Annotated in this window: 26 protein-coding genes; 14 read left to right on the top strand and 12 right to left on the bottom strand. The window is 70.1% G+C overall.

Going from position 1 to position 24,407, the window contains the following annotated elements:
• Positions 1–55 precede the first annotated feature (55 nt).
• From ACFY12_RS19635 to ACFY12_RS19615, 5 genes are all read right to left on the bottom strand, one after another.
• Positions 56–604, bottom strand: coding sequence for a GNAT family N-acetyltransferase (locus tag ACFY12_RS19635; RefSeq protein WP_390717332.1), 549 nt, complete (start codon positions 602–604; stop codon positions 56–58).
• 25 nt (positions 605–629) lie between these two features.
• A complete protein-coding gene (locus ACFY12_RS19630; RefSeq protein WP_390717067.1) occupies positions 630–1,403 on the bottom strand; it encodes a hypothetical protein in 774 nt (257 codons plus the stop codon).
• 270 nt (positions 1,404–1,673) lie between these two features.
• Complete coding sequence (locus ACFY12_RS19625; RefSeq protein WP_390717331.1) at positions 1,674–3,140, bottom strand: catalase; 1,467 nt, start codon at positions 3,138–3,140, stop codon at positions 1,674–1,676.
• A gap of 125 nt (positions 3,141–3,265) precedes the next feature.
• Complete coding sequence (locus ACFY12_RS19620; RefSeq protein ID WP_390717066.1) at positions 3,266–4,228, bottom strand: 2-hydroxy-3-oxopropionate reductase; 963 nt, start codon at positions 4,226–4,228, stop codon at positions 3,266–3,268.
• A 116-nt stretch (positions 4,229–4,344) separates the two neighbouring features.
• Positions 4,345–5,184, bottom strand: coding sequence for a TIM barrel protein (locus ACFY12_RS19615; RefSeq protein WP_390717065.1), 840 nt, complete (start codon positions 5,182–5,184; stop codon positions 4,345–4,347).
• A gap of 136 nt (positions 5,185–5,320) precedes the next feature.
• On the opposite strand from ACFY12_RS19615, the gene ACFY12_RS19610 reads away from it, so the two are divergent.
• From ACFY12_RS19610 to ACFY12_RS19580, 7 genes are all read left to right on the top strand, one after another.
• The gene (locus ACFY12_RS19610) at positions 5,321–5,590 is read left to right on the top strand and encodes a hypothetical protein (protein WP_390717064.1); all 270 of its coding nucleotides are present in this window, start codon (positions 5,321–5,323) and stop codon (positions 5,588–5,590) included.
• Positions 5,587–5,970, top strand: a complete 384-nt coding sequence (locus ACFY12_RS19605; protein ID WP_390717063.1) for a helix-turn-helix domain-containing protein — start codon at positions 5,587–5,589, stop codon at positions 5,968–5,970. The genes ACFY12_RS19610 and ACFY12_RS19605 overlap by 4 nt, the downstream gene beginning before the upstream one ends.
• 250 nt (positions 5,971–6,220) lie before the next feature.
• Positions 6,221–6,808, top strand: coding sequence for a 2-oxo-4-hydroxy-4-carboxy-5-ureidoimidazoline decarboxylase (uraD, locus tag ACFY12_RS19600; protein WP_390717062.1), 588 nt, complete (start codon positions 6,221–6,223; stop codon positions 6,806–6,808).
• Positions 6,805–7,200 carry a hydroxyisourate hydrolase gene (gene uraH / locus ACFY12_RS19595; protein ID WP_390717061.1) on the top strand — a complete coding sequence of 132 codons (396 nt, stop codon included), beginning with the start codon at positions 6,805–6,807 and terminating at the stop codon, positions 7,198–7,200. Before uraD ends, uraH begins: the two co-directional genes overlap by 4 nt.
• Positions 7,201–7,206: 6 nt before the next feature.
• Positions 7,207–8,154, top strand: coding sequence for a factor-independent urate hydroxylase (gene pucL, locus ACFY12_RS19590; RefSeq protein ID WP_390717060.1), 948 nt, complete (start codon positions 7,207–7,209; stop codon positions 8,152–8,154).
• Positions 8,155–8,314: 160 nt separating this feature from the next.
• Positions 8,315–9,700: an 8-oxoguanine deaminase gene (locus ACFY12_RS19585; protein ID WP_390717059.1), complete on the top strand. Its 1,386-nt coding sequence runs from the start codon at positions 8,315–8,317 to the stop codon at positions 9,698–9,700.
• A 345-nt stretch (positions 9,701–10,045) separates the two neighbouring features.
• A complete protein-coding gene (locus ACFY12_RS19580; RefSeq protein ID WP_390717058.1) occupies positions 10,046–11,473 on the top strand; it encodes a nucleobase:cation symporter-2 family protein in 1,428 nt (475 codons plus the stop codon).
• A gap of 326 nt (positions 11,474–11,799) precedes the next feature.
• Here ACFY12_RS19580 and aceB read toward each other — a convergent pair whose 3' ends face one another.
• The 3 genes from aceB to ACFY12_RS19565 form a co-directional block, all read right to left on the bottom strand.
• Entirely contained in the window at positions 11,800–13,446 is a 1,647-nt protein-coding gene (gene aceB / locus ACFY12_RS19575) for a malate synthase A (protein WP_390717057.1), read from the bottom strand.
• A gap of 224 nt (positions 13,447–13,670) precedes the next feature.
• A complete protein-coding gene (locus ACFY12_RS19570) occupies positions 13,671–14,282 on the bottom strand; it encodes an NTP transferase domain-containing protein (protein WP_390717330.1) in 612 nt (203 codons plus the stop codon).
• A gap of 134 nt (positions 14,283–14,416) precedes the next feature.
• Entirely contained in the window at positions 14,417–14,635 is a 219-nt protein-coding gene (locus ACFY12_RS19565; RefSeq protein WP_390717056.1) for a hypothetical protein, read from the bottom strand.
• A 225-nt stretch (positions 14,636–14,860) separates the two neighbouring features.
• Between ACFY12_RS19565 and ACFY12_RS19560 the strand changes: the two genes are divergently transcribed.
• On the top strand, positions 14,861–15,196 hold the full coding sequence (locus tag ACFY12_RS19560) for a DUF5955 family protein (RefSeq protein WP_390717329.1): 336 nt from the start codon (positions 14,861–14,863) through the stop codon (positions 15,194–15,196).
• 31 nt (positions 15,197–15,227) lie between these two features.
• Here ACFY12_RS19560 and ACFY12_RS19555 read toward each other — a convergent pair whose 3' ends face one another.
• Entirely contained in the window at positions 15,228–16,031 is an 804-nt protein-coding gene (locus ACFY12_RS19555) for an IclR family transcriptional regulator (RefSeq protein ID WP_390717055.1), read from the bottom strand.
• A gap of 458 nt (positions 16,032–16,489) precedes the next feature.
• Here ACFY12_RS19555 and allB point away from each other — a divergent pair, with 458 nt between their 5' ends.
• Both allB and alc read left to right on the top strand, forming a co-directional pair.
• A complete protein-coding gene (gene allB, locus ACFY12_RS19550) occupies positions 16,490–17,833 on the top strand; it encodes an allantoinase AllB (RefSeq protein ID WP_390717054.1) in 1,344 nt (447 codons plus the stop codon).
• The gene (gene alc, locus ACFY12_RS19545; RefSeq protein ID WP_390717053.1) at positions 17,830–18,993 is read left to right on the top strand and encodes an allantoicase; all 1,164 of its coding nucleotides are present in this window, start codon (positions 17,830–17,832) and stop codon (positions 18,991–18,993) included. The genes allB and alc overlap by 4 nt, the downstream gene beginning before the upstream one ends.
• A 157-nt stretch (positions 18,994–19,150) precedes the next feature.
• Here alc and ACFY12_RS19540 read toward each other — a convergent pair whose 3' ends face one another.
• The 3 genes from ACFY12_RS19540 to ACFY12_RS19530 all read right to left on the bottom strand — a co-directional run bounded on the left by ACFY12_RS19540 (position 19,151) and on the right by ACFY12_RS19530 (position 20,560).
• Positions 19,151–19,378, bottom strand: a complete 228-nt coding sequence (locus tag ACFY12_RS19540; RefSeq protein WP_390717052.1) for a DUF6126 family protein — start codon at positions 19,376–19,378, stop codon at positions 19,151–19,153.
• A gap of 20 nt (positions 19,379–19,398) precedes the next feature.
• Entirely contained in the window at positions 19,399–20,022 is a 624-nt protein-coding gene (locus ACFY12_RS19535) for a helix-turn-helix domain-containing protein (protein WP_390717051.1), read from the bottom strand.
• A gap of 85 nt (positions 20,023–20,107) precedes the next feature.
• Complete coding sequence (locus ACFY12_RS19530) at positions 20,108–20,560, bottom strand: VOC family protein (protein ID WP_390717050.1); 453 nt, start codon at positions 20,558–20,560, stop codon at positions 20,108–20,110.
• A gap of 195 nt (positions 20,561–20,755) precedes the next feature.
• Here ACFY12_RS19530 and ACFY12_RS19525 point away from each other — a divergent pair, with 195 nt between their 5' ends.
• From ACFY12_RS19525 to ACFY12_RS19510, 4 genes are all read left to right on the top strand, one after another.
• Positions 20,756–21,223: a ribonuclease domain-containing protein gene (locus tag ACFY12_RS19525; protein ID WP_390717049.1), complete on the top strand. Its 468-nt coding sequence runs from the start codon at positions 20,756–20,758 to the stop codon at positions 21,221–21,223.
• A gap of 306 nt (positions 21,224–21,529) precedes the next feature.
• Complete coding sequence (locus ACFY12_RS19520) at positions 21,530–22,195, top strand: bifunctional 4-hydroxy-2-oxoglutarate aldolase/2-dehydro-3-deoxy-phosphogluconate aldolase (protein ID WP_390717048.1); 666 nt, start codon at positions 21,530–21,532, stop codon at positions 22,193–22,195.
• 220 nt (positions 22,196–22,415) lie between these two features.
• Positions 22,416–23,294 carry a transporter substrate-binding domain-containing protein gene (locus ACFY12_RS19515; RefSeq protein ID WP_390717047.1) on the top strand — a complete coding sequence of 293 codons (879 nt, stop codon included), beginning with the start codon at positions 22,416–22,418 and terminating at the stop codon, positions 23,292–23,294.
• A 201-nt stretch (positions 23,295–23,495) separates the two neighbouring features.
• A complete protein-coding gene (locus ACFY12_RS19510; protein WP_390717328.1) occupies positions 23,496–24,215 on the top strand; it encodes a GntR family transcriptional regulator in 720 nt (239 codons plus the stop codon).
• The last annotated feature ends 192 nt before the right edge of the window (positions 24,216–24,407 follow it).

The following is a 24,407-nucleotide window of genomic DNA, read 5'->3' as shown; positions in this document are numbered from 1 at the left end:
TATCTCCGGCCCGCCGGCTTCACGTTTTCGTCGGCTTCACCGGCTTGGTCACCCGTCAGGTGCCTGGAACCGGACGGCTCGCCTCCCGTCGCATGGCGACCCGTGGCCACCGGTCCAGGCCCAGGTCCGCCTCATGGGCGCGGATGGCCCGGAGGCCCGGGCCGAGCTCGGCGTCAGTGAGGGTCCGGAACCCCAGCCGGGTGTAGTACGGAGCGTTCCACGGCACTTCGGCGAAGGTCGTCAGGGTCAGCGCGGCCGGGCCGCCGTCCTTCCCCCCTTGCCTTGAGGGCAGGGGAGGTACCCCCATCGCCCGGTCGATGAGTGCCCGGCCGAGGCCCCGGCGGGCATGGTCCGGGTGCACCGAGACCTGCTCGATATGGGTGCAGCCGTCGACCGGCTCCCAGAGCAGATAGGCCACCGGCCGGCCGTCCTCGTACGCGGCCAGCGCGCGCCCCGCCTGGCGGAACGCCCTCAGCTCGGCCATCGACGGCGGCTCGTCGTCGGCGATCGCCGCCATCCCCAGCTCGCGGAACAGCTCTCCGGCGGCTCGCTCGATGGCCTGGAGAGCGCGCAGCTCGCCGTCGGCCGGTATCTGGATGATCAAGGGTTCGGTTTCCTGCCGCATGGGTTCAGCATTCTGCCGCACCGTACTTGATCAGCTCGTCGGCCGGGTCGTTGACTGGCTGCGGGGTGCCCGTGAGGTCCATGACGAACAGCGGGATGTGCAGTTCGTCGGCGCGGGCCCGGGCGTCGTGGGCGTAGCCGGCGAGGGAGAAGAAGACCGCTATGGCCGAGTCGTTGAGACCGTTGAGCCAGACGCATTCGACCTCGCGCAACTGGGTGGCGCGGGTGGTGGGGTCGACCTGGGCGACCACGCCCCTGCCGCGCAGGTCCACACCTGAGGCGGTCCGTTCCTGGGCCCGTGCCACATCGGTGTAGCCCAGCCACTTCAGATACTGCTCCGCGGCCGTGACGCAGTCGCGGGCCGTACGGATCGTGACCGGGCGGAAGGCGGGCCGCAGGACGGCGCGCGGGGTGTCGGTGGACGGCCTGGGCGCCGGTGCGGACGCCGGTGTCGGTGCACGGGTGGGGCTGGGTGCGGGCCGGCCGAGGGTGTTGAGGTGGGGCGGCGGTGGGCCGGGCGCCGGGGCGACCGGGACCCGGACGACCGTGCCGCAGGCGCAGCCGGACTCCGGCGCCGGCCACTCGTCCTGGCGTCCGCAGACCGCGCAGCGCACTTCCACCCAGGAGGCCTGCCAGGTGCGGTGCCGTATCTCCACGGGCACCCCGCCCCGGAGTACGGGCATGGTCAGCGGGGCACCGCAGGCGCACGGGAAGGTGGGCGGGGTGAAGGCGTTCTCGCGGCGGCACGTGGGGCACCGCACCGGCACGCTGTCGGCCATGGTCGGCTCCTGGCGGATGGGCAGAAGGCGGATAGGGCGGGCAAGCGGATCTCTCCGCTGCCTGCTCCTATCGTCTCTCCAAAACCCGCTGGCGGTGGCCGATTTGCGCCGAGCATGCGCGTTCTCAGGGAGAAATCAGGGGAGTCGGGGGCGCATGCGGGGTGCACAGCGCCGTGCCCGTGCCGTGGATTCCGTCCGGCGGTGCGAGAAGTGGGCGCGACAGGACATCGCACCGCCGGACGGAGCCTGTGGGGGAGGGGCGGCAGCCGGTCAGTCCTCGCGGAGTTCGTGGACCCTGGCCTCGACGCGCTTGCCGTAGTCCGGGTCGGCCGCGTGGAAGTGCGCGAGGTTCTTCTCGATCACATCGTCGCGGCTGACCTGGGACAGACCGCCGGCGATGTTGTCCACGAGGCGCTTCTTCTCGTCCTCGGACATCAGGCGGTAGAGCTCTCCGGCCTGGAAGAAGTCGTCGTCCTTGGCGTGGGCCGGGGCTGCGTGGGTGCCCGTGTGGCCGGAGACGGCGAGCGGGGCGGAGAGCGCCTGGTCCGTCTGGACCGGACCGTCGTAGGAGTTGGGCTCGTAGTTCTTGGCGTGCCGGTCGTAGCGGTTGGTCGCCATGAGACCGTCCCGGCCGTAGTTGTCGGCCCGGCCGCCGGAGACGGCCTTGGGGGCGTTCACCGGCAGTTGGGTGTGGTTGACGCCCAGGCGGTAGCGGTGCGCGTCGGCGTAGGCGAAGAGCCGGCCCTGGAGCATCTTGTCCGGGGACGGGCCGATGCCGGGCACGAAGTTGTTGGGGGAGAAGGCCGACTGCTCGACCTCGGCGAAGACGTTGTCGGGGTTGCGGTCCAGCACCAGACGGCCGACCCGCCGCAGCGGGTGGTCCGCGTGCGGCCACACCTTCGTCAGGTCGAACGGGTTGAAGCGGTAGCCGGCCGCCTCGGCCGCCGGCATGATCTGCACGTACAGGGTCCAGGAGGGGTAGACGCCCCGCTCGATGGACTGCAGCAGATCGGTCTGGTGGCTGTTGGGGTCCTTGCCCGCCAGCTCGGCGCCCTGCTCGCTGCTCAGGCAGCGGATGCCCTGGTTCGTCTTGAAGTGGTACTTGACGAAGAAGGCCTCGCCCTCGGCGTTCGTCCACTGGTAGGTGTGCGAGCCGTAGCCGTTCATATGGCGGTAGGAGGCCGGGATGCCGCGGTCGCCCATGAGCCAGGTGACCTGGTGGGTGGCCTCGGGGGCGTGTGCCCAGAAGTCCCAGACGTTGTCCGGCTCCTGCTTGCCCGTGAACGGGTCGCGCTTCTGCGAGTGGATGAAGTCGGGGAATTTGATGGGGTCCTTGATGAAGAACACCGGGGTGTTGTTGCCGACGAGGTCGTAATTGCCCTCCTCGGTGTAGAACTTCAGGGCGAAGCCGCGCGGGTCGCGGGCCGCGTCCGGGCCGCCCAGGTTGTCGGCGACGGTCGAGAAGCGGATGAACGTCTCGGTGCGCTTGCCGACGGTGCCGAGGAAGGCGGCGCGGGTGAAGGCGGTGACATCGTCGGTCACCTCGAAGTAGCCGTACGCGCCGGAGCCGCGGGCGTGCACCACCCGCTCCGGTATGCGCTCGCGATTGAAGCGGGCGAGCTTCTCCAGCAGGTGCTGGTCCTGGAGGACGATCGGGCCGCCGGGGCCGGCCGTAGCGGAGTTCTGGTTGTCGGCGACCGGGGCGCCGGCCTCCGTAGTGAGAAAGCGCGCCGTCAGCGTGGGCTTCGACATGGTGACCTTCCATACGGGAGCGCGGAAGTTCCCCTCCGCATGTCGGAGCGTAGGAAGGGCTCCGACCAAACGTCAACAGTTTGTTGAAACAATGCCGGCTCGGCTCTCCCTCAGGAATCGGTGGTGTGTCCCGAGAGGCGTTCGACGCCGCGCAGGAGAGCGGAGTGGTCCAGGCCGCCGTCGCCCTGGGCGCGCAGCGACGCGACGAGGCCGGCGACGACGGCACCGACGGGGAGGGCGGCGCCGACGCTGCGGGCGGCGTCGGTGACGATGCCCATGTCCTTGTGGTGCAGGTCGATACGGAAGCCGGGCGTGAAGTCGCGGGTGCGGAAGTTGTCCTTCTTGCGGGTCAGGACGGTGGAGCCGGCCAGGCCTCCGTTGAGGACGTCGAGGGCGGCGGTCAGGTTCACACCGGACTTCTCGAGGAAGACCACGGCCTCGGCGCAGGCCTGGATGTTGACGGCGACGATGAGCTGGTTGGCGGCCTTCACGGTCTGGCCGGAGCCGTGCGGGCCGCACAGCACGATGGTCCTGCCCAGCGCCTCGAAGACCGGCTTCGCGGCGTCGAAGTCGGCCTGCTCGCCGCCGACCATGATCGACAATACGGCCTCGATGGCGCCGGCCTCACCGCCGGAGACGGGCGCGTCCAGGACGCGGATGCCCTTGTCCTCGGCGTTCTTCGCCAGGTCGACGGAGGTCTGCGGGGTGATCGAGGACATGTCGATCAACAGCGCGCCGGCCTTGGCGTTCTCCAGGATGCCGTCCGGGCCGTAGCAGACCGCCTCGACCTGAGGGGAGGCCGGGACCATCGTGATGATCACGTCGGCGTCCTGGACGGCCTCGGCGATCGATCCGGCGGCGGTGCCACCGTTCTTGGCCAGGCGGTCGAGTTTGTCCTGTTCGAGCGTGTACCCGGTGACCGGGTAGCCGGCCTTGATCAGGTTCTCGGCCATGGGGGAGCCCATGATGCCGAGGCCGATCCATGCGACCGCCGGGCGGGAGGAAGCCGGCCGGGATGGGCGGGAGGAAGCACGACGGGATGGGTGGGAGGAAGCGGTGGGGTGGGTGCTCATGGGGATGCCTTCTCTCGGGCTCTTCTCGGACTCTTTCTCGGGCTCTTCTCGGGTCGGACTCTTCGCGGCTCTGGCATCTCGGAGCTCTCGCGGGTTCGGAGCTCTCGTGGGTGATGTCAGTGAGCGGCCCGCAGCGGGTGCGGCAGCCACGCGAAGGCGCTCGCGCTCGGGCGGTCGCCGGCCTTGTACTCGAGGCCGACCCAGCCGTCGTAACCGGCCTTCTTCAGGCGGCCGAGCAGGTCGACGAAGTCGAGGTCGCCGGTGCCGGGGGCGCCGCGGCCGGGGTTGTCGGCGATCTGGACGTGCCCGGTCCTGGCGGCGTAGGTGTCGATGACCGACGGCAGGTCTTCGCCGTTCATCGACAGGTGGTAAAGGTCCATCAGGAACGCGGTGTTGGCCAGGCCGGTCGCCGCGTTGACCGCGTCCACGACCTCGACGGCCCTGGCGGCCGAGACGATCGGGCAGTGCGGGGACTCGGGTGCATTGAGCGCCTCGATCAGCAGCGTCCCGCCCGCCTCGGCCACCGCCCGGGCGGCGAAGCCGAGGTTCTCCAGCGCCAGTTCGTCCTGCGTGGCCGGATCCACCCCCTCGACCCGGTTGCCGTACAGGGCGTTGAACGTCGTGCAGCCCAGCGACCGCCCGAATGCGACAGCCACCGGAACATTGGCCCGGAACTTCTCCGACTCCTCCCCGGGAATCGAGAGGGCTCCGCGGTCGGGGCCGGGCAGCCGGCCGGCGTAGAAATTCAGTCCGACCAGCTGTGCGCCGGCGTCCGTGAGCGCAGTACGCAGCGCGGCCAGCTCGGAGCGCTCCGGAACAGGGGCGTCCACCCACGGCCACCACAGCTCCACCGCTGTGAAGCCCGCCGCCCGTGCGGCCGCCGGCCGCTCCAGCAACGGAAGCTCGGTGAACAGGATCGACAGATTGACGTTGAAGCGCGTGTCCGTGAAACCCATCAGAGCCCGAGCTCCTTCCGTATAGTGGAATTCTTTTTCCTCTGAATGGAACACTGCCTGGCGTGCTCGGAGGCTGTCAAGGGGGCCTGGGGGCAATTTCTGGTGGCCGGGCCGAACCGCGCGTAGGTTGAGCGGCGTGCGATTGAGAGTTGAGTTCACGACGGAGCCGTTCGACCTGGACGAGGCGCCCGCCCATGCGCTGGTGGCCCGGGACGTCGTCACCGGCGCCGGGCTGGACGCCGTCGATGTCGGGCCGTTCGGCAATACCGCCGAGGGTGACGCCGGCCGGGTCCTCGATGCGGTGTCCGCGCTGCTGCGGGAGTCGCTGCGGGCGGGCGCCACCCGGGTCTCCCTCCAGGTCAATGTGATCGGGGACGCCGGGGCGGGCGAGGAGGGCGCGACGTGACCGGGCCCGCCGACCACCCGTTCGTCCAGGCGGTCAAGCCGCTGGTGGATGCGATGGGCGGAGAGATGGTCGCGCCGGACCAGGCCCGGGGCGACGATGTCGTACTGGCCTGGGAGGGGCGGGACCGGGTGGCCGTACGGCTCCCGCATCTGTCGGATTCGCTCGACCACATCCTCGCCGAGCTCCAGCGCCGGCACGGTATGCCGCTGGCGGAGCTGGACCGCAGGACCAAGCAGTCGGTGGTGCGGATTCTGGAGGCCCGTGGCGCTTTCTCGATCCGGCACGGCGTCGAGACGGTCGCCGGCGCTCTGGGTGTCAGCCGCTTCACCATCTACAACTATCTGAACAGGGAGAACGCCGCCGCGAAGGATGCGGACTGAGGCGATCCGGCCGCAGTCTCCCTTCCCCGCGTCTCGGGTACGGGAGGCGCTCCCGCCCGTACCGTCCCGCCCCGTCCCGTCCCGTCCTCCCCCGCCTTCCTCGCCAACCGCCGGAGCCGTCGTCCGTTTTCCCCGGACGGCGGCTTTTGCGTTGCCGAGTTTTCAACAAAGTGTTGACGTGGTGTTGCCAGAGGTCTTAGCTGTTTCCAGCCAAGCAAAGCTGTCCAGCACCAGGCCACGGAGGCTTCCCGTGTCTTCGAGCACACAGCGTTCTCCGGGGGGCGTCCCCGTAACCCCGGCGGGACTCGCCCGGTTCAACACCTCCGACGACAGCGCGGCCCGGGCCGTACTGCACGAGGTGTGCGCGAGCCGGGCGTGGGGGAGGGGGATCCTCGCCCGGCGTCCCTTCGCCACCGCCGGCGACCTGTACGCCGCGAACGACGCCGCCATGGCGGGGCTGACCGCGGCGGACCTGGCCGAGGCGATGGCCGGGCATCCGCCCATCGGCCGGCCGAAGCCGGGCGACCCGACCTCGCACCGCGAGCAGAGCGGGATGGCCGGCGCCTCCGACGCGCTCAAGGCGGAGATGCTCGAGCTCAACCTCGCCTACCAGGAGAAGTTCGGGCATGTGTTCCTGATCTGTGCCTCCGGCCGTACCGGGGAACAGATGCGTGACGCGGTCCGTAACAGGATCGACAACACGCCGGAACACGAGCGAGAGATTGTTCGGGTGGAGCTCGGCAAGATCAACCGCATTCGCCTGGCCCGTATCGCGGAGCACGCGGAAGGCGCGGACGGCCGGGAGAACGCGCGGAACGTGGAAGGAGACGCCGTATGAGCAGCGCGACGGGTGCCCGGACCTCGGTGTCCACGCACATCCTGGACACCAGCGTGGGCCGCCCCGCGGAGGGCGTCGCCCTCACGCTCTCGGTGCGCTCCGGCCACGACGCCGACTGGACCGTCCACGGCTCGTCCGCGACCGACACGGACGGGCGCTGCAAGGATCTGCCGGCTCTGCCGGAGGGCACCACCCACGTACGGCTCGACTTCGCCGTCGAACCGTACTTCGAGAAGAAGCGAGCCGATGCGCAGCAGGACGCCCCCGCGAATCGGGACAGCGGTCCGTTCTTCCCCGAAGTAGTGATCACCTTCGCCGTCGAACCCGGCGAGCACTACCACGTACCGCTGCTGCTCAACCCGTTCGGCTACTCCGTTTACCGAGGGAGCTAGCAGAAGATGACAGACATTTCCCGCCCGGCCCGCCCTGTGCTTCTGGGACAGAACCAGTACGGCAAGGCAGAGAACCGTGTCGTCAGGATCACGCGGGAGGGCGCCACCCACCACATCAAGGACCTGAACGTCTCCGTCGCCCTCTCCGGCGACCTGGAGGAGGTGCATCTCTCCGGCTCCAACGCCAACTGCCTGCCCACCGACACCACCAAGAACACCGTGTACGCCTTCGCCAAGGAGTACGGGATCGAGTCGGCCGAGCAGTTCGGCATCCACCTGGCCCGGCACTTCGTCACCAGCCAGGAGCCGATCAAGCGGGCCCGGATCCGTATCGAGGAGTACGCCTGGGAGCGGATCGAGACCTCCGACGCCAGCTCGAAGTTCATCGGCGCCGACGAGGTCAAGCACTCCTTCGTCCGCAAGGGGCAGGAGGTCCGCCTCACCGAGATCACCTACGACGGTGAGCGGTGGCAGGTCATCTCCGGTCTGAAGGACCTGGTGGTGATGAACTCCACCAACTCCGAGTTCTGGGGCTACATCAAGGACACATACACGACCCTGCAGGAGGCGTACGACCGCATCCTCGCCACGCAGGTGTCCGGCCGCTGGCGGTTCAACTGGACCGATGACGAGCAGCGGATGCCCAACTGGGAGCGGTCGTACGAGCAGGTGAGGAAGCATATGCTGCACGCCTTCGCCGAGACCTACAGCCTCTCGCTCCAGCAGACCCTCTACCAGATGGGTTCGCGCATCATCAACCACCGCACCGAGATCGACGAGGTGCGGTTCTCCCTCCCGAACAAGCACCACTTCCTGGTGGATCTGGAGCCGTTCGGGCTCAAGAACGACCATGAGGTCTACTACGCGGCGGACCGCCCGTACGGCCTGATCGAAGCCACTGTCCTGCGCGACGGTGCCGAACCCCGGATCCCGGTCGACCTGACCAACCTCTGAACCTGTTCTTCCGCCCTTTCCTCCACCCTCTCGGCACCCGGGGCCATCGCACGGCTCCGGCACTCAAATCCTCCTAGGGTCCTGCCGTGCCCTCCCCCAAGCTCTCGGCTCCGCTCGAGCAGGGGGTACCCCCATCCCCCCACTGAAAAGAGGAAGCACGATGGCACCTTCGGCAGCCCAGCGCATCGTCATCGAGAACTGTGCGATCGCGACCGTGGACGCCGACGACACCGAGTACGCGTCGGGGTACGTCGTCGCCGCCGGCAACCGGATCGAGTCGGTCGGCGCGGGCAAGGCCCCCGAGGGGCTGGAGAACGTGGTCCGCCGCATCGACGGCACCGGTCACCTGGCCACCCCGGGCCTGGTCAACACCCACCACCACTTCTATCAGTGGATCACCCGGGGCCTGGCCACCGATCACAACCTCTTCAACTGGCTGGTCGCGCTCTACCCGACCTGGTCCCGTATCGACGAGCCGATGGTGTCCGCGGCCGCGCAGGGCTCGCTGGCGATGATGGCCCGCGGCGGTGTCACCACCGCCATGGACCACCACTACGTCTACCCCAAGGGCTCCGGGGACCTCTCCGGCGCCATCATCCGCGCCGCCTCCGAGACGGGCGTCCGCTTCACCCTGGCCCGTGGCTCCATGGACCGCAGCGAGAAGGACGGCGGCCTGCCACCGGACTTCGCCGTGGAGACCCTCGAAGGCGCGCTCGCCGCCACCGAGGAGACCGTCAAGAAGCACCACGACGCCTCCTTCGACGCGATGACCCAGGTCGCCGTCGCCCCCTGCTCCCCCTTCTCCATCTCCACCGAACTGCTCCGGCAGGGCGCGGAGCTCGCCCGCCGGCTCGGCGTACGGATGCATACGCACGGCTCGGAGACGGTCGAGGAGGAGAAGTTCTGCCACGAGCTCTTCGGCATGGGCCCGACCGACTACTTCGAGTCCACCGGCTGGCTGGGCGAGGACGTGTGGATGGCCCACTGCGTCCATATGAACGACTCCGACATCGCGGCCTTCGCCCGGACGAAGACCGGTGTCGCCCACTGCCCGTCGTCCAACGCGCGGCTGGCCGCCGGGATCGCACGGGTCCCCGACATGCTCGCCGCCGGCGTCCCGGTCGGCCTCGGCGTCGACGGCACCGCCTCCAACGAGTCCGGCGAACTCCACACCGAGCTGCGCAACGCCCTGCTCATCAACCGCCTCGGTGCACACCGGGAGGCCGCGCTCAACGCCCGCCAGGCTCTGCGCCTGGGCACCTACGGCGGTGCGCAGGTCCTCGGCCGCGCCACCCAGATCGGCTCCCTGGAGCCGGGCAAGCTCGCCGACCTGGTGCTCTGGAAGCTGGACACGCTTGCCCACTCCTCCATCGCGGACCCGGTGACCGCACTCGTCCTCGGAGCCGCGGCACCGGTCACGCTCTCCCTCGTCAACGGCCGGCCGGTCGTCGAACACGGCCGTCTGCTGCACGTCGACGAGGACGCCATCGCCCGCACCGCACGGGCCGAGGCCCAGCGTCTGGCCCGGATCGCCGCCGAGGGCTGAGCACGACGGCGGCACCGCGCAGCCGACGCCACACCCCAGCACACCGCGCAGCCGACACCACACCCCGGCACCGCACCGCCGACGCCACACCCCAGGACTCGGCCGGGAGGGACGGCTCCCGGTCGACCTTGTGGATCCGGGCGGATCCGAGTGGGTCCGAGTGGATCCCGCTCTTCGTTCCGCTCGGATCCACAAGCGCCGGACGCCGGGGTGCGGGGCCTCCCCGTATCCCCGCGCCGGTCGGCGCCTTCCCCGGGTCGGAATCGGCCCGCACCACCTGGCAAGACCTCCGTGACAGCCTCGCCTCGCCGCGTCCGGCGAAGCAGAAATCGAAGGAGGCCCGCAGTGGCCGCACCTACCGGGCAGAAGTCGGAGGGGGACCGGAAACATCCGGTCGACGAGACCCTCCCGCCCTTCAAGATGTTCACCAGCGGCCTCCAGCATGTGGCCGCCATGTACGCGGGCGTGGTGGCTCCACCGATGATCGTGGGCCCGGCCTGCGGCCTGAGCACCACCGAGACCGCCTATCTCATGGGTGCCGGCCTCTTCACCGCGGGGATCGCCACGCTCCTCCAGACCCTCGGCTTCTGGAAGGTCGGCGCCAAACTCCCCTTCGTCAACGGTGTTTCGTTCGCCGGTGTCACCCCGATGGTCGCCATCGGCGAGACCGCGGGCCCCCACCACGCACTGCCGGTCATCTTCGGTGCGGTGATCGTCGCCGGTGTGCTCGGCTTCCTGTTCGCTCCCTACTTCTCCAAACTCCTGCGCTTCTTCCCGCCGGTGGTCACCGGCACCGTCATCACCCTCATCGGCATCTCGCTCCTCCCCGTCGCGTTCAACTGGTCTCGGGGAGGTAACTCCCAAGCCCCCGGCTATGGTTCCCTCACGAACGTCGGAATGGCCGCGCTGACCTTCCTGATCGTGCTCGTCCTGCGCCGGGTGCTGCGCGGCTTCCTCCAGCAGATCGCGATCCTGCTCGGCCTGATAGCCGGCACCCTGATCGCCATCCCCGTCGGCATCACGGACTTCTCCGCCCTCACCAAGGCGGACCTGATCGGCTTTCCGACGCCCTTCCACTTCGGCGCCCCGCAGTTCGACATCGCCGCCATCGTCTCGATGTGCATCGTGATGCTGGTCTGCATGACCGAGTCGACAGCCGACATGCTCGCCCTGGGCAAGATCGTCGACCGCCCGGCAGACGAGCGCACCATCGCGGGCGGCCTGCGCGCCGATACCCTCGGCACAGCCCTCAGCCCGCTCTTCAACGGCTTCGCCAACAGTGCCTTCGCCCAGAACATCGGCCTGGTCGCGATGACCAAGGTACGCAGCCGCTTCGTCGTGGCGACCAGCGGTCTGATCCTCCTGGTACTGGGCCTGTCCCCGGTGGCCGCTTCCGTCATCTCACTGGTCCCGCTGCCGGTCCTGGGCGGCGCGGGCATCGTCCTCTTCGGCTCGGTGGCCGCCAGCGGCATCCAGACCCTCACCACCGCGGCGCTGGAGAAGGGCGACAACGCCCTGATCGTGGCCGCCGCCATCGGCATCGGCCTGATTCCCATCGCCGCGCCGGACTTCTACCACCACCTTCCCAAGGACCTCCTGGTCGTCCTGGATTCCGGTATCAGCACCGGGTGTCTGGTGGCTGTCGTGCTCAACCTGGCCTTCAACGTTCCGCTGCGCCGTCCGCTGCGCTTGGCCGGCTTCCCACGTTTTCGTCTGCGGCGCCGTACCTCCGCATCGCCGTTGCGCCCGTCGCGGCGCCCCGCTCGTTTTTGATGGTCCTCGCCGTGTCGCCTGCGGCGGGCTGTTGCCGCTGCGCGGGGCTGTACGTCACGGGTGCGCCCCTCCGAACTTCGTTCTGCGGTGCGCCCCCTCCCGCGGGTGGGTGGAAGAAGACCGTGGGGGTGCACGTAAGGCACCACGCTCACGCAGTGGACCACTTACGTACACCCCCACCCAGGGTTATTACTCCCACTCCCGGGAGGGGCCGCTCCGCAGGACGAAGTCCGGAGGAGCGGACCCGCGCCCGACCAACCCACGCCCGCCGCAGGCGTAACGGCGAGCAACAAGCACGGCGCCGCAGCCGACAACGTGGGAAGGCCCTAGCGAAGCACCGCGTACGCGGGCAACGTGAGGAAGTCCACGTAGTCCGTGTCGAGGGAGACCTTCAGGAGGAGGTCGTGGGCCTGCTGCCACTTGCCGGCGGTGAAGGCCTCGTCGCCGAGCTCGGAGCGGAGGGCGGCCAGTTCCTCGGCGGCGATCGCGCGGGTCAGTTCCGGTGTGGCCTTGACGGTTTCTCCGGCGTGTTCGAACTCGACACCCGCGTTGATCCACTGCCAGATCTGCGAGCGGGAGATCTCGGCGGTGGCCGCGTCCTCCATGAGGTTGAAGATGGCCACCGCGCCGAGGCCGCGCAGCCAGGCCTCGATATAGCGGATGCCGACCTGGACGGCGTTCACGAGACCCGCGTACGTCGGCTTGGCGTCGAGGGAGTCGATGGCGATCAGGTCTGCGGCGGAGACGGAGACGTCCTCGCGGAGGCGGTTCTTCTGGTTCGGCTGGTCGCCGAGGACGGCGTCGAAGGAGGCCATGGCGATCGGGACCAGGTCGGGGTGAGCCACCCAGGAGCCGTCGAAACCGTCGTTCGCCTCGCGGTCCTTGTCGGCGCGGACCTTCTCGAAGGCGACCTTGTTGACCTCGGGGTCCTTGCGCGAGGGGATGAAGGCGGCCATGCCGCCGATGGCGTGCGCACCACGCTTGTGGCAGGTGCGGACGAGGAGTTCGGTGTAGGCGCGCATGAACGGGGCGGTCATCGTGACCGCGTTGCGGTCCGGGAGGACGAACTTCGCCCCGCCGTCACGGAAGTTCTTGACGATGGAGAAGAGGTAGTCCCAGCGGCCGGCGTTGAGACCGGAGGCGTGGTCGCGGAGCTCGTAGAGGATCTCCTCCATCTCGTACGCGGCCGTGATGGTCTCGATGAGGACCGTGGCGCGGATGGTGCCCTGGGGGATGCCCACGTAGTCCTGGGCGAAGACGAAGACGTCGTTCCAGAGGCGGGCCTCCAGGTGCGACTCGGTCTTGGGGAGGTAGAAGTACGGGCCCTTGCCGAGCGAGAGAAGGCGCTGGGCGTTGTGGAAGAAGTAGAGGCCGAAGTCGACCAGCGCGCCGGGGACCGGGCGGCCCTCGCACTGGAGGTGGCGCTCGTCCAGGTGCCAGCCGCGCGGCCGCATCACAACGGTCGCGAGCTCCCCGGCGGGCTTGAGGGCGTACGACTTGCCGGAGGCCGGGTCGGTGAAGTCGATGCGGCGCTCATAGGCGTCGATCAGGTTGAGCTGACCGGTGATGACATTCGCCCAGGTGGGGGCGGAGGCGTCCTCGAAGTCGGCGAGCCAGACCTTCGCGCCCGAGTTGAGCGCGTTGATGGTCATCTTGCGGTCGGTGGGGCCGGTGATCTCGACCCGGCGGTCGTTGAGCGCGGCCGGGGCCTCGGCGACCCGCCAGCTGTCGTCGGCGCGGATGGCCGCGGTCTCCGGGAGGAAGTCCAGCGTGCTGGTCCGGGCACTCGCCGAGAATTCAGTGCGGCGCTCGGTGCGTCGGGCGAGCAGTTCGTCGCGGCGCGGGGTGAACCGGCGGTGCAGTTCGGCGACGAAGGCGAGCGCGGCGTCGGTGAGGACCTCGCCCTGCCGTTCGGGGGTGTGCGCGGGGTCGGTTTCGACGATGGCCAGCGGGGACGGCGCTGGTGCGGACATGAGCTGTCACTCCATTCAGCGGCGGTGCCTGGCGGCCGCCGGGACACCGGGCGGCACCGGGTGCCGCGGGCTCCGGCAAGCGGTCGCGGGCGCCGTGTGGATTTCAGGGCGCTTCTGACCAGTGGAGACTAGTTTCCTTATCGCGGAAGTTCAATGGATTGTTGACGTCGAGATTCTTCGGTGCGAGAGAAGTGGTGATCGAATGTCTCTCGGTGCCATCCCGCTCACTCTCCATCACCGCTCTGTGTCGCCTCCGTCGCTTCCAGGCGTTGCAGGTCTTCCGGTGTGTCGATGTCGTACGGCTCGGCGATGTCGGAGCACTCGACGAGGGTGAGGGCGTCCGTATGCCGCTGGAGGTAGGCGCGTGCGCCGCGGTCGCCCTCCGCGGTCGCCGCGATCGCGGGCCAGCGGGCGGCACCGAAGAGGACCGGATGGCCGCGCCGCCCGCCGTACGAGGCGGCCGCCAGGTCCGCGCCCGTCGCGTACGCGGCGATCAGCCGGGCCACCGCCGCGGCGCCGATGCCCGGCTGGTCGACCAGGGACACCACGACCGCGTCCGCGCCCGAGCCGGCCAGCGCCGCTAGGCCCACCCGCAGTGAGGTGCCCATGCCCTGGGGCCAGTCCGGGTTCTCCGAGACCTCGTACGAGGAGAGGTCGGCTCGTGCGCGTACGGAATCGGCGGCCGCGCCCAGCACGATGTGTACCGGGTCGCAGCCGCCGGCCCGCAGGGCCCGTGCGGCGTGCTCGACCAGCGGCCGTCCCCGGTGGTCGAGCAGTGCCTTGGGCCGTCCCCCCAGGCGCCGGCCGCCGCCCGCGGCGAGCAGCAGGCCGGCCACCTTCCCTTCGGGCCGTGCCGGTGCCGGTGCCGGCGGTTCGTTCGCGGCGGCCGAAGGGGGCTTCGTCGGTGTCGGTGTCGGTGCCATGGGGACTGCCTACCTCATGGCACCGTGCGTCGTGGTCCGTTGGGTGCTCAGGCCGCGTCGCCGGATACCCGCGGGCGGGGGATGCTCGCCCGGAAGCGCTTCCCTGGCGGGTGGGTGCGTTCGTCCGGCCGGTGGCGTTCGGCGATGTAGCGGTGTATGTGGTCCAGGGTGATCTCCGACGCGTCGGACAGGCCGTATGCGCGGCAGATGAGCTGTACGACGCTGACGTCGGGTGGGTTCGGGCCGGGTCCGGTGCAGGGCTCCATGGCGTTCTCCGATCCAGTGATATGCCGGATATTTCCTCGGTGGGGAGAATGCACCGTCCGCCCTCCGCGTACGCCCCGGACCGGGGACGCCCATGCCAACGGGTGCCGCGGGGAACGGGCGTGCTGGCCCCGGGGGCCGACCGCTGATCCGATTTTTTCGCGCTCCGTGTGGCGCGGGCAGCGCAGAGTGGCGTTAACTGTCTCGCGATGTGGGCGGCAACGGTCTTGGAGGACGCCGTCGTTGTGGGACAGCCGCAGAGGGACGGACGAGTGAGCGAGGGTGCGTGCGACCCACGCGTCCAGGAACTGCGCGGGGCGGTGGCCCGGTTGCGCCGTCAGCTGGCCGTGCTGCCGGCGGAGTTACCGGACCGCGCGGCCGCCGATGACGAGCTGGCCGCGCTGGACGCGATGGTCAGTCAGGGGCTGCCGGAGGTGCCCAGGCTGCGCCGTTCGCTGCTGCTGATCGCCGGGGCGGTCGGCTCGGTGAGTGCGCTGTCGCCCGCGCTCAGCGAGGTACGTGAGGGCATCGACCGCTTCGGGGGACTGCCGCGCGGTCGGTGAGCGAGGCCCCATGGCCGGTGAGTGAAGTGCCTCAGGCCGGTGTCTGGTTGGCCAGCGCCACGGACAGCTGCGCCGCGACGTCCTGGAGCACGGGCACGATCTTCTCCGTGGCCGCGTCGGTCACCCGTCCGGTCGGGCCGGAGATCGAGATCGCCGCTGAGGTGGGGGAGTTGGGCACCGGCACCGCGAGGCAGCGGACGCCGATCTCCTGCTCGTTGTCGTCGACGGCGTACCCGAGCCTGCGCACGTCGGCGAGCGCCTCCAGGAAGCGGTCCGGGTCGGTGATGGTCTTCTCGGTCGCGGCGGGCATCCCCGTACGGCCGAGGAGCGCGCGGACCTCCTCCGGCGCATGGTCGGCCAGCAGGGCCTTGCCGACGCCGGTGGAGTGCGGCAGGACGCGGCGGCCGACCTCGGTGAACATCCGGACCGCGTGCCGGGAGGGGACCTGCGCCACGTAGACGATCTCGTCGCCGTCCAGCAGGGCCATATTGGCGGTCTCGCCGGTCTCTTCCACCAGGCGGGCCAGGAACGGCCGGGCCCAGGTGCCCAGCAGCCGGGACGCGCTCTCGCCCAGCCGGATCAGGCGGGGGCCGAGTGCGTACCGGCGGTTGGGCTGCTGGCGTACGTAGCCACAGGCGACCAGCGTGCGCATCAGGCGGTGGATGGTGGGCAGCGGCAGGCCGCTGCTGCCGGAGAGCTCGCTCAGGCCGACCTCGCCGCCGGCGTCGGCCATCCGCTCCAGAAGGTCGAAGGCGCGCTCGAGGGACTGGACGCCGCCGCTCGCGCCCGCGGGCTTGGGGTCGGCGGCGGAGGTGCTGGCGCTGGACGACGGCACGTCGCGTTCCTTTCAGGGCGGGGCGGATCGGTCCCGGCCGGGACGGGTGGGTGCCGGGTCCGACCGGAGCAGCCTACCGGTCGCCCCTACGGTGGCACACGGCCTCCCGCACTCCCGATCTCGTGGGCGTTCTCGCCGGTCAGGCCCGCATTGTCCCGGCGTATGGGCCGCTGGGCAGGCGCCTGGCGGTCTTCTTCCGGCGGGTTCGACGGGCCTGACCGCGTTTTGCTGAGTGAAACCCATTGTCCATTTGGTGGAATCTTCCGCATCCTGGTGATGCGTCGTGGGCGGTTCCGGATGGCGGTCGCGTCGGTGGCGAGGGAGGGTCTTGACGGGTCGGGGTCCGGAGGGAAGACTCTTTCAACAGTCTGTTGAATTCAGACGTATGTTCCCTTCCGGTTCCTTACGGTTCACTCCGGGCTCCGGATTCCGACCACGATACGAGGAGGAGGGGCCGGGTGCCCGAAACAGCACTGGTACTGCGCTCCACGCGCGTCGTCACCCCACAGGGGACGCGCGCCGCGTCCGTCACCGTCAAGGACGGCACGATCGACGCGGTGCTCCCGTACGGCGCCCAGGTTCCGGCCGGGGTGCGGCTGGCGGACCTCGGGGACGACGTGCTGCTGCCCGGCCTCGTCGACACCCACGTCCACGTCAACGACCCCGGCCGTACCGAGTGGGAGGGCTTCTGGACCGCCACCCGCGCGGCCGCCGCCGGCGGTATCACCACCCTCGTGGACATGCCGCTCAACAGCCTCCCGCCCACGACCACCACCGCCCACCTCGCCACCAAGCGCGCGGTCGCCCGTGGCAAGGCGCATATCGACGTCGGCTTCTGGGGCGGCGCCGTCCCCGGCAACGCCAAGGACCTGCGCCCCCTGCACGACGCCGGGGTGTTCGGCTTCAAATGCTTCCTGTCGCCCTCCGGCGTGGACGAGTTCCCCGAGGTCGACCAGGAGCAACTGGCCCTCGCCCTCGGCGAGATCGCCGGCTTCGACGGCCTGCTGATCGTGCACGCCGAGGACCCGGGGCACCTGGCCGCGGCACCCGCACCGCACGGTTCCAAGTACGCCGACTTCCTCGCCTCCCGCCCCCGGATATCCGAGGACGACGCCATCGCCGGGCTGATCGGTCTCGCCCGGCGGCTCCACGCCCGGGTGCACGTGCTGCACCTGTCCTCCGGTGACGCGCTGCCGCTGATCGCCGCCGCCAAGCGCGAGGGCGTCCGGATCACCGTCGAGACCTGTCCGCACTTTCTGACCCTGACCGCTGAAGAAGTCCCGGACGGCGCAACGGAGTTCAAGTGTTGCCCGCCGATCCGGGAGGCCGCCAACCGGGACGCGCTGTGGGCGGGACTGGCCGACGGCACCATCGACTGCATCGTGTCCGACCACTCGCCGTCCACCGCCGACCTCAAGACCGCCGACTTCGGCGCGGCCTGGGGCGGTATCTCCTCCCTCCAGCTGGGCCTGCCCGCCATCTGGACCGAGGCCCGCGGGCGCGGCCACTCCCTCGACGAGGTGGCGCGCTGGATGGCCACCGCCCCGGCCGCGCTGGTCGGCCTCGGCCGGAAGGGCGCCATCGAGCCCGGCCGGGACGCCGACTTCGCGGTCCTCGCGCCCGAGGAGACCTTCACCGTCGACCCCCAGGCCCTCCAGCACCGCAACAAGATCACCGCGTACGCGGGAAAGACCCTGCACGGCGTCGTACGGTCCACCTGGCTCCGCGGCCGGAGGATCAATGACGGCGCCACCCTCGCCGACCCCACCGGCGAACTACTCGAACGGACCCAGCGCGCATGACCACCAACGCCGACATACCTCGCTACACCGGAGACGCCGACCCCTACGGAGGCGGCGACCCGTACGCCGACTACCGCACGCCCGGCCCCGCCGGTCCGCACTTCACGCACCTTCCCGACCTCGCGGACCGCCGGCTGGGCGCGAGCGTGATCGCCGCCAATGACGAGTTCTTCGCCGAGCGGGAGAACCTCCTCAAGCCCGGGCCCGCCCACTTCGACCCCGAGGTCTTCGGTCACAAGGGCAAGATCATGGATGGCTGGGAGACCCGCCGACGGCGCGGCAGCGGCGCGGCCCGCCCCTTCCCGGCGGACGAGGACCACGACTGGGCGCTGATCCGCCTCGGCGCGCCCGGTGTCATCCACGGCATCGTCGTCGACACCGCGCACTTCCGCGGCAACTACCCGCAGTCCGTCAGCATCGAGGGCACCTGCGTCGAAGGCGCCCCCTCGCCCGATGACCTGCTCGCCGGCGACGTCACGTGGACCACCCTCGTCCCGCGCACCGCCATCGGCGGCCACGCGGCCAACGGCTTCGCCGTCGACACCGGCCGCCGCTTCACCCATCTGCGCCTCAATCAGCACCCCGACGGTGGTATCGCCCGCCTCCGCGTACACGGCGAGGTCGTCCCGGCCCCCGACTGGCTCACCGCACTGGGCACCTTCGATGTCGTCGCCCTGGAGAACGGCGGCCGGGTCGAGGACGCCTCGGACCGCTTCTACTCCTCGCCCACCCACACCATCCAGCCGGGCCGCTCCCGCAAGATGGACGACGGCTGGGAGACCCGGCGCCGCCGCGGCAGCGGCAACGACTGGATCCGCTACCGCCTCACCGAACAGTCCCGGATCCGCGCGGTGGAGATCGACACCGGCTGCCTCAAGGGCAACGCGGCCGGCTGGGCGGCCCTGTCCGGACGCGACGGTGAGCGCGGTGAGTGGCGGGAACTGCTGCCCCGTACGCGCCTCCAGCCCGACACCGTCCACCGCTTGCTGCTCGACGACGCACCCGCCGCCACCCACGTCCGGCTGGACATCTTCCCGGACGGCGGCATCGCCCGCCTTCGGCTGCACGGTTCGCTCACCGCGGAGGGAGCGCGCCGGCTGGCCGCCCGTTACGAGCAGTCGGCCAAGGGCGTGTCTGATGGATCGGCAACCCCGAGCTGACCCATGAGACACGCCCTGCCCCAGGTTAGGGCCTGTCTCCCCGATCTCCGTGGATCAGCCTGCGGCGTCTGGTGCCGGGCACATCGACCGCGCCCGGGCAACGATGTCCGACCGCGCCCGGGTTCGGTGACCGGCCGCGCCCGGGCACGGTGTCCGCTCAACGCGATGTGGCGATGACGACCAGCAGGCTCATGAACGCCAGCAGCACATGGGTCGCCACGACGTAGATGAACACCCGGACGTAGACCCCGCGGGGCGGTTTGTTCTCGACGTAGGGGCGGGCCGGGGCTGCCCCGGCGGAGGAGGACGAAGAGGACGAGGGGGACGGTGTGGCGGCGGGCGGTGCGGTGGAACCGGTGGACGGGGGAGTGGGGTGGTCGGTCACGGCGTGGCTTCCTTCCCTGTTCACAGGCCGCGGCGGGGCGCGGCGTCGCCCAGGCACAGCTCGGCGGCGCCGCTCTGCAGCAGCGTGTGGACGAACAACAGGTCCGTGCCGCCCCGTGAGGCGGCGGCGATACGGTGCGGGGTCAGCGAGTCGAAGTGCGCCGCGTCCCCCGGGCCCAGCACATGCGCCGCGGCGCCCAGGGTCAGCCGTAGCCGCCCTTTGAGGACGTACAGCCACTCCTCACCGGGGTGCACCCGCACCAGCTCGCGCTGTGCCCGCTGCGGCACATGCACTCGCAGGGCCTGCATCGCCCGGCCGGCGCCCCCGGCGGTCCAGTACGTCCAGCCGCCGGCCTCGGACGGCTCCGCGCGGTCGGCCCGTACGACCGGATCCCGCTCGGCAGCGGTCTCGCCCAGCAGGTCGGATACCGTGGTGCCGTAGGTACGGGCGAGCGCTAGGAGCATCGGCAGCGAGGGCTGACGCCGGCCCGTTTCGAGCCGCGACAGATGCGCGGGCGAGAGGCCCACCAGCCGAGCCGCGGTCTCCAGCGTGAGACCGCTGCGTTTCCGCAGGTCGCGTAGGCGCGGCGGGACGGTGGAGAGCTCCTCCGGAGTGCCGGAGGGCTCCTCGGGGAGCTCGGTCATATCCCCGGTATAGCGATCCTTCGCCTGCCGGGCAAAGTTTTTGCCTCAGAGGCAAATGAACGCAAATGAAGTGCGAGCGCCTTCCTCAGTCGCTTCCTTCAGCTGTTCCCTTCGACTGGCCGTTCCCTTCGACGCCGTCCCCACTGTCCTCGGGGTACCAGCGCAGCTCGACGGTGTTCCCGTCCGGGTCCGCGACATAGATGGACCGGGCGACGCCGCGCGCGCCGTACCGGTCGACCGGGCCCTCCAGCACGGTGAAGGTCCCGGAATCGATGACCTCCTGCCAGTTCAGCGGGTCCACGACAAGGCAGATGTGGTCCATGGTGGACGAGCCGGCCGCGCCGGACTCGGCGGCCGGACGGGCCATCAGATCGATGAGCGTGGTCGGGCTGATCCGTACCGACGGGAACGCGACCTTCCCGGCCCGCCACTCCGCCAGCCGGACCGGCTCCAGTCCGAGCGGTCCGCAGTAGAACTCCAGCGCGCGCTCGATGTCCGCGACCTTCAGCACCAGGTGGTCGAAGTCCTTGACCCGCATGGGCGATCCTCCAGTGATGTGTGACGGCGGTCCGATTCAACCGGCCCGGCCGGGAATCGGGTACACCGGAACGCGTCGGCGTGTGCCTCCGGGGCCTCCTGCTGGGATGGCCGGTTCGGGCTCTTGTGAACTTCCGGGAAACTTCTCCCTCTTGATGTTGACAGGAACATGTCTACGCGCGTCATTCTGGACGGTATGAGAATCCCCCCACGGATCACCAGGCTCGGCGCCGTGAGCGCCCTCGCGTCCACCCTTCTCCTCGGCGGAACCGCGGTCGCCGCCACGCCCGCCACCCCCGCTGTCGCCACGGCCCGTTCGGCCGTGGCAGCTTCCTCGTACGCCACGGCGGCGTACGGGAAGGCCGTGCACATCCAGGACGTCGGCAAGATCTGCTACTCCCGGCTGCCCTCGCAGGCTCATGACACGCTCGACCTGATCGCCCAGGGCGGGCCCTACCCGTACCCGAAGGACGGGACGGTTTTCGACAACCGTGAGGGCGTCCTTCCGGCCCACGACACCGGCTACTACCACGAGTACACCGTCAAGACACCGGGCTCGCCCGACCGTGGTGCGCGTCGCATCGTTACCGGTCGGCAGGCGAACGAGGACTACTACACCGCCGACCACTACAAGTCGTTCGACCTGGTCGACCGCGGCTGCTGACACCCGAACACCGGCAATTCCACGGGCGGCCGGGGTGCGTATGCGCCCCGGCCGCCTTGCTGTGCGCACCCCGAAACGGGATTGTCAGTGGGGCCCGGTAGCGTTTCGGTGGATCGGAAGAAACGAGAGGAACGAGAAGAACGAGAAGAGGGCGGGCATCGGCGGAAAAGAGACCATGTGCGGTCACCTGCTGCGGCGTGTCCCAGAAAATGTCGTATCGGCCGTGCCTGGGGAACCGGACAGGCCGCGGAGACCGGAAGGCTCACGGATGTAAGCCTCGGAGACAAGGAAGGACGGCGAACTGCCGTGTACCGCTGGGAGATCACCCGGGCCGCGCTGGCGCAGCGGGTTTTCGCCATCGTCCGCAGCGAGACCTACGACGAGGCGAGCGCCACTGCCGACACCTTGCTGTCGGCGGGTGTCACGAGCCTGGAGATATCCCTCACCACCCCCTTCGCTCTGGAAGCGGTGACGACGCTGACGCGCGAACTGGGGGACGACGCGGTCATCGGCGCGGGCACGGTTCTTGACGGGGCATCGGCTCGGATGGCGGTCGACGCGGGCGCCCGCTTCCTGGCCTCGCCGAGCCTCGACGCCGAGGTCATCCGTACCGGCCACCGCTACGGCATACCCGTCTTCCCCGGTGTGTCGACGCCGACCGAGATGGTCCGCGCCCTGGAGCTCGGCGCCGACGCGCTCACGCTGTTCCCCGCCTCGGCGCACTCCCCGTCCTGGCTCAGGGAAGTCCGCGCCGCCCTGCCGCATGCGCCGGTGCTGCCGACGGGCGGGGTGACGGTCGACGGCGCGCCGGAGTGGATCGGGGCGGGCGCCGCCGCTGTCGGCATGGGTACGGCCCTCTCCGAGGGGGACCGTGACACGGTCGCCAAGCGCACCACCGAACTCCTCGACCGCCTCGCCGAGGCCGCCGCCCAGGATCCGGGCGAAGCCGCCGCGGGCCGCTACGGAGGCTGATGTCCCGTCAGCGTAGGTCGCTGTAGGACGCCTTCCGCTTCCGCCGGCTTCGCGAGCCAACCCCGCACTGCCGGTTCGGGGGCTTCACCGGCGGCGAACGGGTCTGCCACCCTGAGCGCTCCGGTCACCCGTAGCCAGGCCTGCAGGCCAGGCCTGCAGCCAGGCTCGCAGCCAGACCCGTAGCCAGACCCTTAGCCAGAGCTGGAGCCAGAGGAGCCCTATGCGGAGCAGTCCTGCGAAGCGCGCCGTCCCCCTCTCTGCCCTCGCCTGCCTGCTGGCCGTCACCACCGTCGCGCCGGCAGCACCCGTGGCTCCCGTGGCCTCCGCCGCGCCGCGTGCCACGGGGGCCCGGGCGGTGGGGCTCGCGGCGGCTGCCGGCAAGAAGGAGTCGGCCCTCGACGCCGTTCCGCGGCGCGGGGTGCTGCGCGTCTGCACGACCGGCGATTACCTCCCCTTCACCCATCGCGATCCCCGGACCGGCAGCTACCGCGGCGTGGATATCGACATGGCCCGGCATCTCGCCAGGAGCCTGGACGCCCGGCCCCGGTACGTGGCCACGACCTGGGTCACCCTGGTCGACGACCTGTCGGAGGGCCGCTGCGATATCGCCATGGGCGGCATCTCGATCACCCTCCGGCGGGCCCGTGCCGTCTCCTTCAGCCTGCCGACCCGGACGGACGGCAAGACGCCCCTCGTCCGCTGTGCCGACCGGGACAGGTACCGGACGCTGCGGCAGATCGACCGGCCCGGCACCACCGTCGTCGTCAATCCCGGCGGTACCAACGAGGAGTTCGCCCGCGCCCACATCAAACGAGCCACCCTCAAGGTCCACCCGGACAACACCACGATCTTCGACGAGATCATCGCGGGCCGCGCGGATGTGATGATGACGGACGCCGGCGAGACCCGCTACCAGGCGAAGATCCACCCCGAGCTCTGCGCCGTCCACCCCGACAAGCCCTTCACCTTCTCCGAGAAGGCCTACGCCCTGCCCCGCGGCGACGCCGAGTTCACGGCGTATGTGGACCAGTGGGTGCATCTGGCGACGCACGACGGCACCTATCGCGGGTATGAGGACGCCTGGATGAATCAGAGGTAACCAGGAGTGATCTTGAGTAACTGGAAGTAGTCAGGGGTGGGCGAGTCGTCTCCCCGCTCGGGGCGCGGTGCTCCCGATGGTGCTTGTCCGGACAATGTGACCTCTGGACTTCCCGTCATCTGCCGGGGCGGATACGCTCGCGAGGTGGGGAAACGCGATACCGAACAAGCCCTGGGCGCCGAGAGCCCCGTCCAGTTCAGCGTGGACCGGAACAGTCCGGTCCCGTTGTACTTCCAGCTGTCGCAGCAGCTCGAGGCAGCGATCGAGAACGGCAGGCTGGCGCCCGGCAGTCTGCTCGGCAATGAGATCGAGCTGGCCGGTCGGCTGGGGCTCTCCCGGCCGACGGTGCGGCAGGCGATCCAGTCGCTGGTCGACAAGGGGCTGCTGGTGCGCCGCCGGGGTATCGGCACCCAGGTCGTGCACAGTCAGGTCAAGCGGCCCCTGGAGCTGAGCAGCCTCTACGACGATCTGGAGGCGGCCGGGCAGAAGCCGGCCACCCGCGTCCTGCTCAACACCACCGCCGAGGCCGACGCCGAGGTCGCCGCGGCGCTGGGCATCGCCGAGGGAGCGGAGGTCGCGCTGGTCGAGCGGCTGCGGCTGGCGCACGGTGAGCCCGTCGCGCATCTGCGCAACCACCTGCCCGCCGGGCTGCTGAGGCTGGAGACCGCGGAGCTGGAGGAGACGGGTCTGTACCGGCTGATGCGGTCGGCCGGGATCACCCTGCACAGCGCACGTCAGTCCGTCGGCGCCCGCGCGGCGACCGCGGAGGAGGCGCGGCGGCTGGACGAGTCCGAGGGGGCGCCGCTGCTCACGATGCAGCGCACCACGTTCGACGACACCGGGCGGGCGGTCGAGTTCGGCTCGCACGTCTACCGGGCGTCCCGCTACGCCTTCGAATTCCAGTTGCTGGTGCGGCCCTGAAGATTGCCGGTGCGGCACGGAACTCGCTGGTACGGCTGGTACGGCCCTCCAGCGGCCGGGAGCGGCGCCCGTCAGCCGCGGCCGGTGACGCGTACGGTGTGAGGCTGATGCCGAGGCCGGCGCGACGTTCGATCGTCAGAATGTTCTGACAAAGGATTGACGTGGCTCATACCCCGCCGTTACAAACTCCTC

Origin of the sequence: Streptomyces sp. NPDC001339, from assembly GCF_042895955.1 — a bacterium.
GTDB lineage: Bacteria > Actinomycetota > Actinomycetes > Streptomycetales > Streptomycetaceae > Streptomyces.
Note: the sequence above shows the minus strand (reverse complement) of the source record. Positions and strands in the feature narration are given on the sequence as shown.